Genomic DNA, 15,712 nt, shown 5'->3' on the forward strand with positions numbered 1-15,712 from the left:
TATTTAACTAAGATTTTAGAAAGGATGAAAGTCTAGTTTTTGTTTTCCAATTGCATGAACGGTTTAACCAAATCCATTGGCAATGGGAACAAGATCGTATTCGACTTATCGCCTGCGATCTCTGTCAGAGTCTGCATGTAGGCCAATTGTAATGCAGATGGCGAGCTCGCCAAAGTTTGTGACGCTTCAGCCAATTTCTGCGCACGCTGCACTTCACCGTCGGCAGAGATCACTTTTGCACGACGCTCACGCTCTGCTTCCGCTTCACGAGCCATCGCTCTTTGCATTTCTTTTGGAAGATCGATTTGTTTAACTTCAACCATCGTGACCTTTACGCCCCACGCTTCCGTGTGCTTATCAAGAATCGCTTGCAAGGCTGTATTGATTTTATCACGGTGTTCAAGGACGTCATCCAAAGCATATTGCCCCATCACTGAACGCAATGTCGTTTGTGCCAACTGACTTGTCGCGAAGTAATAGTCTTCAATACGCGTGATCGCTTCAAGCGGTGACGTCACCTTGAAGTACACAACAGCATTCACTTGCATACTAACGTTATCACGAGTGATCACGTCTTGCGGTGGAACATCCATCGCCACTGTACGAGTGTCGATTTTAATCATACGTTCAATGAACGGAATCAATAAAATCAGACCCGGTCCACGCACGCCCACGGCACGGCCAAGGCGCAAAACCACGCCACGTTCCCAGTCGTTCAAGATTTTCACCATCGAACTAAATACAATTGCACCAATAATTACTATCGCTATTAGAAATTCCATTACGGACTCCTTTTATTTCTTTTCACATTTAAAGTTAGACCCTGACGAGCTGTGACCGACACATGATCACCCACTGTCAATGAATCTTCAGAGACATACTTCCAAGTCTCACCCATGATTTGAATCTGACCACGATGACCGTTGCTTTCGGTCGTCACTACGGTTCCTTCTGCACTTTGCAGATCAGTATCCAAATCACGGCGCTTCAACTTAAAAGTGCCAAACGCCAAATAACCTAAACCTAAAACAAAAACTCCAAGGATCAACACGACCGGCGTGATGATCGAATACGGCAAGTGATAACCCGTCGTCTGCGGATCATATAAAAACAAACTTCCCACAAACACCGCGATCAGACCACCGATACCCAAAGCGCCAAAACTTGGCAGGAACAATTCCGCAATCAGGAATGCGATTCCTAGAAGGATCAGCGCAAGTCCTCCCCACATCACATCAAGTTTGTGGAAAGCGACCATTGAAAGCACGATGCCCAAACCACCAATCACTCCCGGAGCAATCAACCCGGGATGAGTCAACTCGACATACAACAACGCCAAACTGCCCATAAAAAGAATGTAGGCAAATTCAGGATCCGCAACGAAACTTAAAACTTTATAGCGCAGATCTGGCTCGAACTCTTGCAGATCGCCCACTTCAACGGTGCTTTCTTTTTTCTCGCCTAAAAGAGTTTTACGGCCCTGCGCTTGTTTTAAAAATTCCGTTTCATTATTCGCAACAATATCAAGGGCACCTTGTTTCAAGGCTTCTTCACTGCTTAAGGCCTTCGCTTCCGTCACGATTTCTTTTGAAAACTTCAGATTGCGTTTACGAAGCGTGGTGATGCCATCAAGCCAACTGACAGTGTCATTGATCATTTTATTTCTAAGATCGTCAGGAATTTTTTCACCACTGCCCAAGATCGGAGTCGCCGCACCGATATTCGTTGCGACCAATCCGCCATTCACGTGACAGGCTTGCAGAATAATGGCCCCCGCACTGCCCGCGTGACCGCCACTGGGTGTGATCAAACACAAATACGGAATGGGTGACGCTAAAATGCGCGACACGATTAAACGTGTACTTTGCAAACTTCCACCCGGAGTATTCACACGCAACAAAATGGACTCGCACTTGTTTTCAAGTGCGCGCTTTTCTGCACGTTCTAAATAATCAGAGGTTGAAGCTGAAATCGCTTCGTTAACTGTCAGTGCTAATGTGCAAGTAGCTTTGGCCGTTCCTGCTAGTAACATGATTACTAGTGGAAGAACGAACTTCAAATACCCAGCTCGCGCATAACTTTTTGCAAATCGTTCCATACAACTTTTTTCGCTCCCGCATCCTCAAGCAAATACGCAGGACTGTAAGTTTCAATCCACTTACCAGGCCCTTTGAAAATCAACTCGCCGATATCTTTTGGGAAAGAACTAAACACAACAACAACTTTGCTTTCACAAATCTTTGCAAGCTCTGACGGCAATTGTGAACGATCATCGACCGTGCAATCGAGTTCCAAAACTTGCAGGTTACGCAGCTTCATTGCAGCCTTCATCTTGCCAAAAAGATCTTTCGTTTCTGGCAGGAACAAACTTTCTTTAGCTTGCGTAAGGATATTTAAAAAGATCAATTCGAAGTGTTGGATGTTTGAAGGACTGAACGAACCTTGCTCAGTAAAGAACTGAGTTTTAGCGGCTTCGTTTGTAACAACCGGTGCTCCGGCTCCGTCAGAGATCATGACTTTTTGTAAGCCTAAAACCTCTTCAAGATATTGAATGTAATCCTTCATGGGACGAAGAATACTCTCGTCCTAGACCATAGACTATTAAAACCGGTGTTTAGCGCCCTGCGCTGGAAGGTCTTACAAATGACTCTGTATATAAGGACGCAAAGAAATGCCTCAAGTTGAGACAAAAACATCCGATAAGCAATTCAAGCTAGAGGAGGCCACCATGGGAGTTTTCAAATTCAACATCATCCCGACTGAAGAATTTATCAAAAGAGAAAGCTTCAAACAGGCTGTCAACAATTGTGAGCTATGTGGTGCCCCTGTTGAATTCAGCTATCGCCAAGATTCAGAAATCTGCGTGCTTGCTGAAGAAGCAAAATGTCCTGTGTGCGCAAAAGAACGCGAAACAAGTCATCACCGCGTTCACTAATTTGTAGCTGTTATTTTATTCATGCGGGATTTTGCAAATTTATAAAATCCCGTAATCGATAAGCCTACTGCCGCCACAACGAGCGCCTTTGATGTGGAACTAAAGCGCGCGAACGCTCCCCAACTGACGGCCCCTAAAGCCATCCCTGCATAAAAGACTGCTAAGAAAACTCCCAGCATCGTTGCTTTCAAATGTGATTTTCCCGTGAGCTGTCGGGAACTCATGTTCATCAAGGTCGCAAGAATCAACCAACCGATCCCAGCAAAAAACATCGCTTCACACATAAACACATAACTCGGTGCTAGGCCCATCAAAAGCAGGCCCACGGCATAAACGATATAAGCACCCGATAATGATGAATCCGTTTTGTGTGGTTGCATGATTTTATCTGAATACACAGCGCTGAAACATGCGCCCAAACCTAAGAAGCCTAAAAGAGAACCATATTGCAAGCTGCTTAAACCCAACTCAACACGACCGCGTGTTGGATACAAAGCCCACAAGGCACTCGCAAAGAAAGTGACGATGAAAATCTCAACCCACAACTTCATGTTGTGCAAAGAGAATAAAAATCTCCACTCTGATTGGGACCAATGAATTTCTTTTTTCTGTTCAACGGCTTCTTTAACGGGCCAACGCACAAAAAATAAAATCAAACCTAAGAATGACAGAGCATTTAACAAGAACGCCCACTCAGGACCAAAACCGCTTAAGATACCGCCGCCCAAAGTAGGACCCAACACACGTGTGATGTTAATTCCCATATAATACACCAGCACCGCTTGGGCCTGCGATTCTGTCGGTACAAGATCCGTCAAAACAGATTGAAAGGCTGGATTCGTCAAAGCAAAACCCACGCCCATCACCAAGGAAAGAATAAGCAAAGATCCTTCGGTGATCTTTTCTTGCCACACCAAAAACGCAAGAATTCCCGCGGAAAAAAACATCATTGTCTGAGCAATTAAAAGAATGCGACGACGATGCCCCTGATCTGCGACAAAGCCTGCAGGGATGCTTAAAAAAACGACCGGCAGATTTGCCGTGAAAGACAAAAGTGAAATCACCAAAGGCGATGTCGACAGATGTGTCATCACCCAACTTGCCGCCACGTCTTGAACCCATGTTCCAAGATTTGACAAAAAAGCACAGATCCAAAACGAGCGATAGACTGAAATTTTAAGCGGAGACCAGACTGATTCTTTCATGACAAGAAAAGCATACAGTGGATTTACTTTGCGACCAACTTGTTCTTCTAGAAAAATAAATTCATCAGCCCACACAAGGAGAGGTCTATGAAAGCGTCTATAAAAGCTTGGATACTCACACTAGCCACTTTTTTGATTTCACTTTCAACATTTGCAAACGAAGCAAAGTTCGAACTCGTCTCCGCGGATGGAGTTTTAACTCCGCTGCAAATACAGGGTCTGCCGGAACCTCTTCCTGATGATGGCAACAGTCCTGAACCACAGAAACCTCATGACCCTCGACCACCACAATATCCAGGTAATCCAAATCCGGGGAATCAGTACTACAATTATAACTTCGGCCAAGTGCCCGTGAACTCTGTGCGTTCGGCAAATTTCTATTTACGAAGCACGGGATCAGGAAATTTGTATCTGAATAGAATTGATTTATACGGCCAAGGTTTTTACGGCAACGCCAACTGCCCACATGTTTTGCCTCCAGGCTATCAATGCAACGTTTGGGTGCAATTCCGCCCATGGTATCAAGGCAGCTATAGTGGCCAATTGATTTTCAGAACAAGTGCCGGAAACTTTATCGTGAACCTTTATGGTTGGGGCACACGTTGGTAGGTCGCTTTCGCGACCTATTTCAAACGACGTAGAATTTTTTGTAAGAAGCTATGAGCTTGCTCGACTTTCAAAGCATAACCCAAAGAGAAATAGAGCAAGCCATAGATCGCAACTGCAATCACCGCTTTGATAATCACATGCATATGCTCTGGCAAAATAAAATGCGCAATCGCCGCTGGAATTCCCGCACTAACTAAAGCAATCGCCCAAACTTTCAATTGGAAAGTAAATGGCAAGCCCGTCTGACCGATTTTCTTATTCAAAGCTTTTCTTAAGAAAAAGAACTCAATCCAACCAGCAAGACCTGCTGACGCCGTCAACCCCGGAGTCCCCCATGAAGCTTCAAGCCCCATGGCTTTCGGCAAATAAAAACCAAACAGAATTCCCAACGCAGTTGTTGCAACCACACGTACGATCGCAAACTTTAACGGCGTTCGTGTATCTTTCAAAGAATAAAAAGTCGACGAATACAACCGACCTAGTGTCGACGCCAATAAGCCCACCGTCGAACCGATCAATACCAACCACACAGTGCGCGTGCTATTTGCATCGAACTGGCCTGTTTGGAAAACAGCACCAACGATCAAATCACCCAACAATAAAAACGCAACTACCGAAGGAATGATAAAAAACGCGATTTGCTGAAGACCACGATTTAAGCGTTCGTTCAAATAACCACGGATTTCCTCTTCACTGCCCGTCGCTTGCGACATCGTTGGCAATTCTGCCGCGGACACACTCATCCCAAAAAGACTGACCGGTAAAAGATAAAGGGTCTGCGCATAGGCCAAAGACGAAACCGCACCCGTGGGTAATAGTGATGCCAACATATTATCGATGTAAGCACTGACTTGCACCACACCACGAGAAACCACCACCGGTACAAAGTTTCTGACAATCGTTCTAACGCTGGATAATTTCACATCCAGTGAAGGAATGATTTTTTTTCCTAAACGCAAAGCCGATGGCAATTGCACAAAGAATTGCAAGAAGCTTCCCGCAACCAAACCCCAAGAAACTGTTAACGCTAAATCAAATTGAACTTGTTTGCTTCCCCAAATCCATAACGTCACGATGATCGTCAAATTCCAGATTACCGGGGCCACGTAAGAAAGGAAAAACTTTTTATGAGAATTCAAAATCCCCAAACACCAAGCCGACATCACCAAGAAGCCCGTGCCTGGGAAAAGAATTTGTACGATCTTGATAGTTAGAAGACGTTTTTCACCAACGAAACCCGGTGCGATCAAATCAATCAATGCCGGCGTTGCGAAGACTCCGCCTAAAACCAAGAACGACGTCATCACGAATAACAAGCTACCAATAACAGAGGCCACCTTTGCGGCTTCCTCTTCATGTTTTTTTGCTAGAAGCTGGGCATAAACTGGGATGAAGCTTGCAGAAAGAACGCCTTCACCGAAAAGATTCTGTAAGAAGTTGGGAATTTTAAGAGCCGCTTTGAAAGCGTCCCCGGCATCAGAGTTACCAAAGTAGTGAGCAAATACGCGCTCTCGGACAAGGCCTGCAATACGACTAAAAAATATTCCCAATCCAACTAACAGCGCGTGGTTTCTCATTCTGCTTCTATCTCTTCTTCTTCAGAATCGTTCAATTGCAGGATGATACGTTCTGCAAGAACTCGATTGAATCCTTTCAGCTTGGCGATATCTCCTGGCTCGGCCATTCTGATTTCATCAATAGAGTTGTACTGAGTCAAAAGAGTTTTCTTTCTTTTTTCACCCAGGCCGACAACGTAATCCAATTCACTTTCAATCGACGTGTTTTCACGCAGCTTACGATGATAAGTGATCGCGAAACGATGGGCTTCGTCACGAATACCCGTCAGGATATAGAACGCCTCGGAGTTATTTTTAAACACCACAGGGTTTTGACGCCCCGGAAGGAAGAAGCGCTCTTCTGTCGACTCGACTTCCTGCTTTTGGAAATCGCTTTCAGTACGAGCTTTCGCTAAGCCGACAACTGGGATGTCTTTTCGCCCGATCTCTTCCAAAATTTTGATGGCTTGAGACAACTGCCCTTTACCACCGTCGATCACGATCAAATTTGGATCCTCGTATTCAGTATGTTTGAAGCGACGAGATAGAACTTCGTACATGGACGCGAAGTCATTGATACCTTCAACCGTTTTAATTTTATAACGGCGGTAGTGCTCCTTCGCAGGAACACCTTCTTCAAAGACAACTTGTGAAGCCACCGTTTCCGCACCTTGGAACGTCGAAATATCGTAACATTCGATACGGCGAGGCATATCTGGCAGACCTAATTTTTCTTTGATCTCTTCCAAACCACGAAGTTTTTCTTCCGATTTAGAAACATGTTTTAACAAATGAGCCTTGGCATTTTCGTTAGCCATATCAACTAAGTTACGACCACGCTCATCCGTTGCAAAGCGCACCGTTACTTTATGGTCAGAACGTTCTTTAAGAACTTCTTCCATCAACTTGCTTAAATCGGAACCAATATCCAAAGGCAAAAGCACTTCATCTGGAATGAAGTTATCGTCATAGTATTGATTCATGAAATCGACCAGCCACTCGCGGTGATCTTCAGCCGGGTCGTTGGGATCAAAGTGCGGTAAGAAATGCGGTCTTGTACCGATCACTCTTCCCGCGCGAACGTGAACAGTTTCAATCAGACAACCACGTTCATCACCATAGAAGCCGACAGCATCTTGGTCTTTTTCAGTCGTATCGTTAATCACCGACTGCTTTTGTAAAATAGCTTTGATAGATTCAATCGAATCACGTAGACGGGCCGCCACTTCGAATTTTTCTTCGTCAGCCGCCGCCATCATCTTTTCTTTCATCGTTTTGATGACTTTTTTGTTCTGCCCTTTAAGGAAGAGCTTCGCGCCTTCAACTTCCTGTTTGTACTCTTCTTGCCCGACATACTTCACACACGGTGCCGTACAACGACCAATTTGATAAGTCATACAAGGACGAGTACGCGTCTTAAACATGACATCAGTACAATCACGAATCTTAAAGGTACGATTTAAAAAACGAATCGTGCCTTGCACGGCAAAACCCGAAGTGTACGGACCGAAATACAACGAACCGTCTTTTTTCACCTTACGCGCCAAATACAAACGCGGAAATTCTTCCGACCAGCTAAAACGAATGTACGGATAAGCTTTATCATCACGCAGGCGAATGTTGTATTTGGGACGGTGTTTTTTAATCAACGAAGCTTCAAGCAGGAACGCTTCGACTTCGGTTTTCGTAAGAATATATTCAACTTCAAGAATATTCTGAACAAGCAGACGAGTTTTTGGCGAATGGTCTTTACTGTCAATAAAATAACTGCGCACGCGGTTACGAAGCGCTTTCGCTTTACCAACATAAATAATTTTATCGCCAGCGCCTTTCATCAAGTAGACGCCGGGTAAAAGAGGAAACTCTTTTACCTTATCGCGAATTTCCTCGAACCTACTTGAGGCCATCCTTGTTTACCTCTGCACTATCGGCTTCTACTTCGCCGTTACGAATATTCAGCTCAACAATTTGCAAACGTTTGATTTCGTCGCGCACTTTCGCCGCTTCTTCGAATTCAAGGTCTGCCGACAATTCTTTCATGCGTTTACGAAGTTTTGCAATTTCCTCTTGCAGCTTATCTGGAGCTTTCGAGAATTTATTAAAGACTGCGGTTTCTCTGTTTTCACCTTGCAATGGATTAGCCGCCAACGATCCGTCGAACGCCTCGCCCAAGCCATCTCTGATTTTTTTCTTAATAGATTGCGGAGTGATACCGTGGGCCTCATTGTATTCTTGCTGAATACGACGACGACGATCTGTTTCACCCATGGCTTTCGCAATACTTTCTGTCACGACATCGGCATACAAAATCACACGACCATTCAAGTTACGAGCGGCACGCCCGATCGTTTGAATCAGTGATCTTTCCGAACGCAAGAAGCCTTCTTTATCGGCGTCGGTGATCCCCACAAGGCTGACCTCTGGAATATCCAAACCTTCACGCAGCAAGTTGATACCTACCAGAACATCAAAAACACCAAGACGCAAATCACGCAGAATTTCTGTACGTTCCAATGTATCGATATCGCTATGCAGGTATTTGACTTTGATACCTAGATTTTCATAGTACTCAGTCAAATCTTCCGCTGATCGTTTCGTCAAAGTCGTAATCAAGACACGCTCTTTCAATTTGATGCGTTCGCGGATCTCTTTTAACAAATCGTCGACCTGATGTTTTACAGGACGAATTTCAACAATCGGATCAATCAAACCCGTTGGACGAATGATTTGTTCAACGATGATACCTTCTGATTTTTGCAATTCATAATTTCCCGGAGTCGCCGACACATAGACCACTTTGTCCATCATCTTTTCGAACTCTTGGAAATTAAGTGGTCGATTGTCCAATGCGGAAGGCAAACGGAACCCATGAGTGACCAAGTTCATTTTGCGCGCACGGTCTCCACGATACATACCGCCGATTTGTGGCACGGTCACATGCGACTCATCAATAAACGTGATGAAATCTTTAGGGAAGTATTCAAGCAATGTCGGAGGTGGCTCTCCAGGTCCACGTCCCGTCAAATGACGAGAGTAATTTTCAATCCCCTGACAGAATCCCATTTGCTCCATCATCTCGATGTCATAATAAGTTCTTTGTTCAAGACGCTGAGCCTCGAGAAATTTTAAATTTGTATTCAAATCTTTCAGCGTCACTTGCAATTCATCTTGAATTGATTTGATCGCACGCTTGATATTATCATCCCCGGTCGCATAGTGACTTCCAGGATAAATACCGACTTGATCAATCTCTTCCAAAACTTGTCCAGTTAATGGATCGATCCACGACAAGCGTTCGACGAAGTCCCCGAAGAATTCAACACGCACGGCGCGCTCTTCTTCATACGGTGGAAAAATTTCGACATTATCACCACGCACGCGAACAGTACCGCGTGAAAAATCAACGTTATTACGTTGATATTGAACACGGATAAGCTCACGCAACAAATGATCGCGCTTCATTTCCGTATTCGACACGATCTGAATCATCATGCCTTCGTAGGCTTCTGGTGAACCCAAACCGTAAATGCACGATACGGAACTGACGATAATAACATCACGACGATCAAACAATGAACGCGTCGCCGAGTGGCGCATGCGATCAATCTGTTCGTTAATCGCAGAGTCTTTTTCAATATAAGTATCCGTCGAAGGAATATAAGCTTCCGGCTGATAATAGTCGTAATAACTGACGAAATACTCTACTGCATTTTTTGGAAACAACTCTTTGAACTCTGCATACAGCTGCGCCGCCAAAGTTTTATTCGGCGCCAGAATCAACGCGGGTTGATTCATTTGCGCAATTGTATGCGCCATTGAAAATGTTTTTCCTGAACCAGTCACACCAAGAAGTGTTTGATGTTTTAATCCTGCTTCAAAGTTTTGCACCATCTGCTCGATCGCTTTTGGCTGATCGCCAGATGGTTTGAATTCAGACACCAGTTGGAAGTTCTTTTTGTAAGTATTGGCCATCCCTCCGATTGTAGCAAAAATGCGCATTTCTCTCTAGAAATTAAAGGTCTCGCTCTTCGTCATGATTATGCAGAGTGACATTCATATTACATCTTCATATTGCCACCTGGACCCCTGTTTGTGAGAGTAAAGTATGTCTGCAAACTTTAGAAAAATACTTGTACGCTTCCTGGCTCTTTTCATTCTGATTTGTTTGGGATGTTTTTACTTTTTTAGACGAACGGTGGCTCCCTTAGAGGGCACCGCGAAGCTGACACAGCTATCCGCGCCCGTTCAGGTTCTTCGTGATCAATATGGCGTTCCGCACATCTTCGCCCAGACGAAAAAGGATGCCATGCGTGCGCTGGGATACATTCAGGCCAGCGAACGACTTTTTCAAATGGAGATGTCGCGTCGCCTTGTCACAGGAACACTTTCCGAAGTTGTCGGCGAGGTTGCCCTTAAGAGCGATAAACTTTATCGCAGTCTTGCTTTACGTCATACGGTCGACAAACTTCTTACCGACAAAATGAAGGCCGGTGTTTCCAACGATAAAATGCAAGAAGAGATGGAAGCTTACTGCGATGGTATTAATCAATACATCGATACGCACCCAGCTCCGTATGGTTTTACATTTTTAAGAATGAAGCCTCGTCATTTTACGCCCCACGACGCTTATATGATGACAGGTCACATGGCCTATAGCTTTGGTGTGGCTTTGAAAAACGATGTGTTGATGTCAGCACTGGCAAAAAAACTAACACCAGAACTATTTAAAGATCTGCGCAACGACTGGCCAACGACTCCGGCTCAGATCACAGACTACAAAACATTTAAGCCGCTTTTTGTTGCGACTGAAAATTTATATGCGCCCTATTTTGATGGCAGCAATGCTTGGCTGATCGCCCCGCAAAGATCTGCTTCGGGAAAAAGTATTTTTGCCAACGACCCGCACATTGGTTTTTCACACCCAGGCGTTTGGTTTGAAGCCCACATTCACACCCCAGAATTTGAACTTTACGGCCATTATCTACCAATGGTGCCTTATGCTGTTTTAGGTCACAGCCGCCATCACGCCTGGGGCTTTACGATGTCACAAACTGATGACATGGATTTGTATCGTGAACGTTTAGACCGCGATAAAAAAATGGTCGCGTATAAAAACCGTTGGCAGCCTTATGACGAGTGGGATGAGGTTATCAACGTCAAAGACAAACCGAATATCACGATGCCTGTGATTATGACTCCGCATGGTCCTTTGATGGACGCCGTTCTTGATGAAAAGAATTTAGCATTGAAGTGGGCTTATAATGAGCCCGGCAACGACACCATCACAGCGCTTTATAAAATGGGCGAAGCTAAAAACATGAGCGAATTCGAAGAGGCCTTAAAACCCGGTCGCGCGCCCGGTTTAAACGTGATGTATGCCGACGAACGCAACATCGCATGGTGGACATTCGGCGATTTTGCAGTCAAAGCAAATCCCAATTCCGATATGATTCTTGATGGTGTTTCCGGTAAAGACGAATACGTCCGTCTGCTTTCATGGGCTGAAAAACCCCATGATGTAAATCCGCGCGATGGCATCATCGTCACAGCGAATTCTCGTCCAAAAGAAGCTCCTGCCTATATGCGTGGCGACTGGCAGGCCGATGATCGCTATCAAACGATTTTACAGACTCTACAGACTAAAAAAACTTGGAGCGCTGAAGAATTTAAGAACATTCAAACGCTCAACTATGATGCTTTCACACCTGGTATCATGAAGATTCTTTTGACGAAGTTGCAGTTGTCCCCTGCGGAACTCGCACAGAACAACGCGTTCTTAAATCAACTTCGCAAGTGGAACTTCCATTCAGAACTCAACTCTACAGAAGCCGCGTTCTTTCATGAATGGAACAGTCAGAATTTGAATTTACTGCTAGCTAATCTGAACGAAGAAGAGCGTTCTGGTTATTTGAATACGACACATGCGTGGGTCTTCTATAAACGTGTCTTAAATAACGAACAATCTGAATGGTGGAAAAAACAATCACAAAGCCAGCTGATCACGGAAGGCTTTAGAAAAACTTTGGCGAAACTTGCGAAGAAACCTACGTGGGGCGACATTCATACGATCGAATATCGTCATCCATTGGGTCGCAGCTTCCCACTGAGTTTATTATTTAACTTAGGTCCTTACCCAATTCCAGGCGCCTATAACGAAATCAACAACAATAAACAACGTGGTTTCACAGGGGAATTTCAAGTCGTGGCTGGTGCATCTACTCGTCGAATTATTGACTTCGCCCAGCCACAAAAAAGCTGGGGTATTTTACCGATTGGCAACTCGGAACATATCTTGTCGCCATTCTATAAAGACCAAGTGCAAATGTTTATTAAAGGCGAATACAGACCGCAAATAATGGATGAGTTTGAAATCACTGCTGGCAAACACTACCAACTGATGTTGCAGCAGTAAAAGGACGGAAGTAGCTTATTTAGCTACTTCCCAGAATGAACCTTCTGTCGTATCGCTGACCGCAATACCCATATCGTTTAATTTTGTACGAAGCTCATCAGACTTAGCGAAATCTTTATTCGCACGAGCCTGACCACGTTCCGCAACTAACGTATCCACAACAGAACGTTGTAAATTCATTTTCGCAAGCAACAAATCATCCAACTTCACAAGGAAATCATGAGCAGGTTCTTGGAACATGCTCATCATGCTACCAAAGCGGCGTACAAAGTTTGTAAACGCCACAGCCTTACCTTGAATCGCAGGATTTGTTTTCATACCACGACGAACTTGATTATTGAACTGACGAACGACTTCAAACAACGTCGCGAAAGCTTCAGGCGTACCAAAGTCATCATTCAATGCATTTTCAATTTTCACCCAAGCATCGTCCGTAATTTTTTGGAAGGCTTGATCAGCCATCTTCACTTCGCCTGTCAGATAACTTTCAGCCAAAGCCATCGCCGAATAAACACGACCCAAACCAGAAACCGCGCGATCAATCGCCGCTTCAGAGAAATCGCTCATCGTGCGATAGTGAACTGATAAAATCATCCACTTGTAAAGTTCGGCACTGTTTGTTTCAAGGAACTCGCGCATCGTAACGATGTTACCTAAGGACTTCGACATCTTCTGGCCACCGAAGTTCAACATATTGTTGTGCATCCAGTATTTTACAAAATGCTTTCCAGTGCAGCCTTCACTTTGTGCGATCTCATTTTCATGATGCGGGAAAATCAAATCCATCCCGCCACCGTGAATATCAATCTGCTCACCAAAGATTTTTTGAATCATCGCCGAGCACTCGATATGCCAACCAGGACGACCCGGTCCCCACGGAGACGGCCAAGAAATTTCCCCTGGCTTCGCAGCTTTCCACAATGCGAAATCCAATGGATTGCGTTTTTTATCGTCCACTTCAACACGGGCACCCGCTTGCAATTCGTCAGTGTGACGACCTGAAAGTTTGCCGTAGTCCTTAAACGATTCGATCGAATACATCACGTCACCTTTGGCTTCATAGGCTTTGCCTTTTGAAATCAAAGTTTCAACGATGCTTGTGATCTCGTTCATAGATTCAGTCACTTTCGGATTGAAATCATGAGGTCGCAATCCCAAAGAGTTAAAATCTTTTTTGTATTCAGCGATGTATTTTTCTGCAAGAGCCCCCGGCTCCATATTCAACTCATGGGCACGCGCGATGATTTTATCATCGACGTCCGTAAAGTTCAGAGCGTACTGAACTTCATAACCCAAATATTCAAGCCAGTTACGAACCAGATTAAAAAAGACGACGCCACGGAAGTTTCCAACGTGTAGGAAGTTGTAAACCGTTGGACCGCAGACGTACATTTTTACTTTCTTTGGTTCCAGCGATACAAATTCTTCAAGTTTTTTTGACTCAGAGTTGTGAATCTTCAGCGACATCCCTATCTCCGCGGCTCTCTAGATTTTTGCCAACGCTTGCTCTGCACGAGCTAGCAAAGACGATTTTTTAATCAATGGAACAAGAATCTTCAATTCAGCACCATGAGGTTTACCGATCACCGCCACACGAATTGGCATGAACAAGTTTTTACCTTTAGCACCTGTTTTGTTTTTCACTTCATCTTGAAGTTTCAAGAATTCGTCTTCAGTCATGAACTCGTTCGGCAATGCTGCTACAAGATCGCGCCACGCAGTTAGAACTGCTTTCGTTGGCTCCCACTTCATCGTCTCGTCAGCTTCTGGCAAGATCACATAAGATTTATCATTGAGTGGTTTGTACAACTCGATCGCATCCGCCAAAACTTCCATATACGGCTTAAATAATGAAATCGATTTATCCTGCCATACTGGATCTTGGGGAAGTTCCATTTTTTCACGCGCCAAAAATGGTTGAATCGCTTTCCACAAATCCGCATTTGGAAGAGCACGCAAGTGTTGCGCATTCATCCATTTGAATTTCACGCGGTCAAAGATCGCGCCTGAGTGATTCAAACGCGAAATATCGAAAGCTTGAATCATATCATCTACGGACATGATCTCTTTACCTTCTGGATGTGACCAACCAAGAAGTGCGATGAAATTCAAAACTGCTGACGGCAAGTAGCCTTCTTCTTTTAAAAGACCGCAAGCAACCGCACCTTTACGTTTCGAAAGCTTTTGACGGTCTTCATCCAAGATCAACGCCATATGACCGAACTCTGGCAATTGCCAGCCGAACGCTTCATAGATCATCATTTGGCGAAGAGTATTTGGCAGATGTTCTTCCGCACGGAACACATGAGTCATCTTCATCAAATGATCGTCGATCACGCAGCAGAAGTTATAAACTGGCATACCGCCAGATCTTAAAATCACAAAGTCGCCGACCATGTCCGAAGGAAAGCGCACTTCACCACGAACTTGGTCATTTAAAATATAATCTTTTTTCAGCTCGCGCGTTTTAAAACGCACAACCGCTTTCCCACCTTCAGCGATTTTCGCTTTCGCTTGATCCAGAGTCCAATCTTGATAAGGAGAGTTCACATGCGGAGAACGTCCCGCCTTCAATGCTTCTTCACGTTGCTTTTCGATTTCTTCATCCGTCAAAAAGCAGTAGTAAGCTTTGCCTGCGTTCAATAATTCATCAGCATATTTTTTGTAGATATCTTGACGTTCACTTTGACGGTAAGGACCTAGCGGACCCACGTCTTTCAACGTCACAGGGTCAACACCTTCCGCCCACAAAAGATTCAACCACACCATATCGTCAACCACGCCACGCAAAGATTCTTGCGTTGAACGTGCTTCATCCGTGTCTTCAATACGCAGAATGAATTCACCGCCATTTTTTTTCGCGTAAAGATAATTATAAAGCGCAGTTCTTGCGCCACCAACGTGCAGATAACCTGTTGGCGATGGGGCAAAACGAACACGAACATGAGGAGAAATTTGCGAAGCCATGGGACACTCCAAAATGAAAAAAGGCTTG

The 15,712-nt window shown here is 44.6% G+C and carries 12 protein-coding genes; 3 read left to right on the plus strand and 9 right to left on the minus strand.

Going from position 1 to position 15,712, the window contains the following annotated elements:
- Positions 1-32: 32 nt before the first annotated feature.
- The 3 genes from DOE51_RS11635 to DOE51_RS11645 are packed head-to-tail and all read right to left on the minus strand — an operon-like array spanning position 33 to position 2,565.
- Positions 33-782 carry a slipin family protein gene (locus tag DOE51_RS11635; protein WP_142696742.1) on the minus strand — a complete coding sequence of 250 codons (750 nt, stop codon included), beginning with the start codon at positions 780-782 and terminating at the stop codon, positions 33-35.
- Positions 782-2,098, minus strand: a complete 1,317-nt coding sequence (locus tag DOE51_RS11640) for a nodulation protein NfeD (protein ID WP_142696743.1) — start codon at positions 2,096-2,098, stop codon at positions 782-784. Before DOE51_RS11640 ends, DOE51_RS11635 begins: the two co-directional genes overlap by 1 nt.
- Positions 2,056-2,565 carry a hypothetical protein gene (locus tag DOE51_RS11645; protein ID WP_142696744.1) on the minus strand — a complete coding sequence of 170 codons (510 nt, stop codon included), beginning with the start codon at positions 2,563-2,565 and terminating at the stop codon, positions 2,056-2,058. The genes DOE51_RS11640 and DOE51_RS11645 overlap by 43 nt, the downstream gene beginning before the upstream one ends.
- 163 nt (positions 2,566-2,728) lie before the next feature.
- Between DOE51_RS11645 and DOE51_RS11650 the strand changes: the two genes are divergently transcribed.
- On the plus strand, positions 2,729-2,935 hold the full coding sequence (locus tag DOE51_RS11650; RefSeq protein WP_142696745.1) for a hypothetical protein: 207 nt from the start codon (positions 2,729-2,731) through the stop codon (positions 2,933-2,935).
- On the opposite strand, the gene DOE51_RS11655 is transcribed toward DOE51_RS11650, so the two are convergent.
- Positions 2,932-4,140 carry an MFS transporter gene (locus tag DOE51_RS11655; RefSeq protein ID WP_142696746.1) on the minus strand — a complete coding sequence of 403 codons (1,209 nt, stop codon included), beginning with the start codon at positions 4,138-4,140 and terminating at the stop codon, positions 2,932-2,934. The two genes, DOE51_RS11650 and DOE51_RS11655, sit on opposite strands and share 4 nt — an antisense overlap.
- A gap of 87 nt (positions 4,141-4,227) precedes the next feature.
- Here DOE51_RS11655 and DOE51_RS11660 point away from each other — a divergent pair, with 87 nt between their 5' ends.
- A complete protein-coding gene (locus tag DOE51_RS11660) occupies positions 4,228-4,749 on the plus strand; it encodes a hypothetical protein (RefSeq protein ID WP_142696747.1) in 522 nt (173 codons plus the stop codon).
- Between the two features lie 14 nt (positions 4,750-4,763).
- Here the strand turns inward: DOE51_RS11660 and murJ are convergent, their stop codons facing one another.
- Genes murJ through uvrB form a run of 3 tightly spaced genes read right to left on the minus strand, consistent with a single transcriptional unit; the run spans position 4,764 to position 10,277 of the window.
- Complete coding sequence (gene murJ / locus DOE51_RS11665; protein WP_142696748.1) at positions 4,764-6,326, minus strand: murein biosynthesis integral membrane protein MurJ; 1,563 nt, start codon at positions 6,324-6,326, stop codon at positions 4,764-4,766.
- A complete protein-coding gene (uvrC, locus tag DOE51_RS11670) occupies positions 6,323-8,212 on the minus strand; it encodes an excinuclease ABC subunit UvrC (protein WP_142696749.1) in 1,890 nt (629 codons plus the stop codon). Before uvrC ends, murJ begins: the two co-directional genes overlap by 4 nt.
- Entirely contained in the window at positions 8,199-10,277 is a 2,079-nt protein-coding gene (uvrB, locus tag DOE51_RS11675) for an excinuclease ABC subunit UvrB (protein ID WP_142696750.1), read from the minus strand. Before uvrB ends, uvrC begins: the two co-directional genes overlap by 14 nt.
- Before the next feature lie 223 nt (positions 10,278-10,500).
- Between uvrB and DOE51_RS11680 the strand changes: the two genes are divergently transcribed.
- Positions 10,501-12,717 (plus strand): penicillin acylase family protein, encoded by a 2,217-nt coding sequence (locus tag DOE51_RS11680; protein ID WP_246845047.1) that lies wholly within the window; start codon positions 10,501-10,503, stop codon positions 12,715-12,717.
- 15 nt (positions 12,718-12,732) lie between these two features.
- Here DOE51_RS11680 and cysS read toward each other — a convergent pair whose 3' ends face one another.
- Both cysS and gltX read right to left on the minus strand, forming a co-directional pair.
- Positions 12,733-14,184, minus strand: a complete 1,452-nt coding sequence (cysS, locus tag DOE51_RS11685) for a cysteine--tRNA ligase (RefSeq protein ID WP_142696752.1) — start codon at positions 14,182-14,184, stop codon at positions 12,733-12,735.
- A gap of 18 nt (positions 14,185-14,202) precedes the next feature.
- Positions 14,203-15,684 (minus strand): glutamate--tRNA ligase, encoded by a 1,482-nt coding sequence (gltX, locus tag DOE51_RS11690; RefSeq protein WP_142696753.1) that lies wholly within the window; start codon positions 15,682-15,684, stop codon positions 14,203-14,205.
- Between the last annotated feature and the right edge of the window lie 28 nt (positions 15,685-15,712).

Source organism: Bdellovibrio sp. NC01 (assembly GCF_006874625.1).
In the GTDB taxonomy this organism is placed as follows: domain Bacteria; phylum Bdellovibrionota; class Bdellovibrionia; order Bdellovibrionales; family Bdellovibrionaceae; genus Bdellovibrio.

What these genes read in the sequence shown, in the direction of transcription:
- DOE51_RS11635 (WP_142696742.1), bottom strand. Translation starts at nt 782, where the DNA reads ATGGAATTTCTAATAGCGATAGTAATTATTGGTGCAATTGTATTTAGT.
- DOE51_RS11640 (WP_142696743.1), bottom strand. Translation starts at nt 2,098, where the DNA reads ATGGAACGATTTGCAAAAAGTTATGCGCGAGCTGGGTATTTGAAGTTC.
- DOE51_RS11645 (WP_142696744.1), bottom strand. Translation starts at nt 2,565, where the DNA reads ATGAAGGATTACATTCAATATCTTGAAGAGGTTTTAGGCTTACAAAAA.
- DOE51_RS11650 (WP_142696745.1), top strand. Translation starts at nt 2,729, where the DNA reads ATGGGAGTTTTCAAATTCAACATCATCCCGACTGAAGAATTTATCAAA.
- DOE51_RS11655 (WP_142696746.1), bottom strand. Translation starts at nt 4,140, where the DNA reads ATGAAAGAATCAGTCTGGTCTCCGCTTAAAATTTCAGTCTATCGCTCG.
- DOE51_RS11660 (WP_142696747.1), top strand. Translation starts at nt 4,228, where the DNA reads ATGAAAGCGTCTATAAAAGCTTGGATACTCACACTAGCCACTTTTTTG.
- murJ (WP_142696748.1), bottom strand. Translation starts at nt 6,326, where the DNA reads ATGAGAAACCACGCGCTGTTAGTTGGATTGGGAATATTTTTTAGTCGT.
- uvrC (WP_142696749.1), bottom strand. Translation starts at nt 8,212, where the DNA reads ATGGCCTCAAGTAGGTTCGAGGAAATTCGCGATAAGGTAAAAGAGTTT.
- uvrB (WP_142696750.1), bottom strand. Translation starts at nt 10,277, where the DNA reads ATGGCCAATACTTACAAAAAGAACTTCCAACTGGTGTCTGAATTCAAA.
- cysS (WP_142696752.1), bottom strand. Translation starts at nt 14,184, where the DNA reads ATGTCGCTGAAGATTCACAACTCTGAGTCAAAAAAACTTGAAGAATTT.
- gltX (WP_142696753.1), bottom strand. Translation starts at nt 15,684, where the DNA reads ATGGCTTCGCAAATTTCTCCTCATGTTCGTGTTCGTTTTGCCCCATCG.